General features: G+C 67.2%; 3 protein-coding genes and 1 pseudogene. 3 read left to right on the top strand and 1 reads right to left on the bottom strand.

Annotated elements, in window-relative coordinates; all coding sequences use genetic code 11:
- Positions 1-270 (top strand): hypothetical protein (locus RMP08_RS03160; RefSeq protein WP_310467538.1); only part of this gene is annotated, 270 nt, incomplete at its 5' end.
- Here RMP08_RS03160 and RMP08_RS03155 read toward each other — a convergent pair.
- Positions 267-1,025: an enoyl-CoA hydratase-related protein gene (locus RMP08_RS03155; protein ID WP_310467537.1), complete on the bottom strand. Its 759-nt coding sequence runs from the start codon at positions 1,023-1,025 to the stop codon at positions 267-269. The genes RMP08_RS03160 and RMP08_RS03155 overlap by 4 nt on opposite strands.
- A gap of 86 nt (positions 1,026-1,111) precedes the next feature.
- On the opposite strand from RMP08_RS03155, the gene fsa reads away from it, so the two are divergent.
- Positions 1,112-1,765: a fructose-6-phosphate aldolase gene (fsa, locus tag RMP08_RS03150; protein WP_310467536.1), complete on the top strand. Its 654-nt coding sequence runs from the start codon at positions 1,112-1,114 to the stop codon at positions 1,763-1,765.
- A gap of 51 nt (positions 1,766-1,816) precedes the next feature.
- Positions 1,817-2,059, top strand: a pseudogene (locus RMP08_RS03145) (hypothetical protein); the annotation flags it as partial.

Below are 2,059 nucleotides of genomic sequence, written 5' to 3'. Positions count from 1 at the left end.
GCGCTGGGCGAGGGCGCGCGGATGGCGACGATCTGCAAGAATCCCACCGCTGCCGGGGTGTGCACGGTCGCCACCAACACCGAAATCGTGGCCAAGATGAACGACAAGACGTTCGGCACCGGGATCGGTACGTTCTCGGTTGCTGCGCCGGTCGATGGCGCCGATTACAAGGACCTCAGCGTCAGTTTCACAATGCCGATGAACTTTCTTTTGTTCAACGGGCCGAACGTCAACATGACGCGCACCAAGCGGGTGTACATCGCCGGCTAGCGCTTGGCGCGCGCCGCGAAGAAGGCGGCGATCGCCTGCTTGACCTCGTCCGATTGCAGCCGCTCCGCGAAATGGCCGTTCTCGAGCTCGATCCGCTCGACCAATTCGTCCGCGCTGCCGCGCCGCAATAATTGCTGCGTTAGCCGCAGCGCCTCGGCCGGCTTGGCCAGCAGCGCCGCGGTGACCGCCGCCAGCGCGCCGTCGAGGCCGCCTGCCGGCACGACATGGCTGACCAGCCCGAACTCGCGCGCCTCGTCGGGGCCGAACGGCTCGCCCAGCAGGAGAGAGCGCGCCGCGCGCCGCCGCCCCGCCATGCGCGGCAGCAGCAGCGAGCTGGCCGCCTCGGGCACCAGCCCCAAATCGACGAACGGCATGACGAACCGCGTTCCGGCCTCGGCCACCACCAGGTCGCAGTGGAGCAGCATGGTGGTGCCGATCCCGACCGCATTGCCGTGCACCGCGGCGACCAGCGGCACCGGGTTGCGCGCCAGCGCCCGCAACAGACGCCACACCGGGATATCCTCGCCCTCGCGCGGCATCGCCTGCAGAAAGTCGGCGAGGTCGTTGCCGCCGGTGAAATCCTCGCCCTCGCCGGCCAGCGTGATGACCCGGACCGCCGCGTCGTCGGCGGCGCTTTCGACCGCGTCGGCCAGCGCCGCGTACATCGCCACGGTGATCGCATTGCGCCGCTCGGGGCGCGCCAGCGTGATCGCCAGCACGCCATTGCCGCGCTCGATCCGCACATGCTCGCTCATCGCTGTTCCTCTCGGGCCGAATCGGGTGACTGTCCGTGCGCCACCCGCTATTGCCCCGCAAACCCCCGCCGACCCAAGGATGCCTCATGAAATTTTTCGCCGACACCGCCGAAATCGCCGAAATCCGCGAGCTGGCGGCGACCGGGCTGCTCGACGGCGTGACCACCAACCCGAGCCTGATTCACAAGTCGGGCCGCGATTTTCTCGAGGTCGTGCGCGAGATCGCCGCGGTGGTGCCCGGCCCGGTCTCGGCTGAAGTCGTTGCGCTCGACTATGACGGGATGATGCGCGAGGCCGAAATCTTGCGCAAAATTGGCAAGAACATCACGATCAAGGTGCCGCTGACCCCCGACGGCCTGAAAGTGTGCAAGGCACTGACCGGCGACGGCACGATGGTCAACGTCACTTTGTGCTTCTCCGCCGCCCAGGCGCTGCTCGCGGCCAAGGCCGGCGCCAGCTTCATCTCGCCGTTCGTCGGCCGCCACGACGACGTCGGCTTCGACGGCATGGCGCTGATTTCCGACATCCGCCTGATCTACGACAATTACGACTTCGACACCGAGATATTGGTCGCCTCGGTGCGCCACCCGATGCACGTCGTCGAGGCGGCCAAGATGGGCGCCGACGTGATGACCGCGCCGCCCAAGATCATCCACCAATTGTTCAAACACCCGCTGACCGACGCAGGAATCGCCGGCTTCTTGAAGGATTGGGAAGCGACTGGGCAGAAGATCGGGTAATCCTCACCGGGCAACCGCGAATATGCTATGGCGACGGGGGAGGTGGCAGCCATGAACCTGCTGTTGTTAGCCGTTGCGGCCGCGCTCGCTGCGCCCGCCGCCGGGCCCGGCCACGATCACGCCCCGCAGCTCGGCCAAATATCGTTCCAATCGACCTGCAATCCGGCCGCGCAGGCGCTGCTCGAGCAGGGCCTCGGCTGGCTTCACTCGTTCCAATATGACGAGGCCGAGCGCAATTTCGGCAAAGCCGCCGCGGCCGATCCGCGCTGCGCGATCGCCCACTGGGGCGTGGCG

It is taken from the genome of Sphingomonas sp. (assembly GCF_031426035.1).
Lineage (GTDB): Bacteria > Pseudomonadota > Alphaproteobacteria > Sphingomonadales > Sphingomonadaceae > Sphingomicrobium.
The sequence above is the reverse complement of the archived record's forward strand: the minus strand, read 5'-3'. Positions and strand labels throughout refer to the sequence as shown.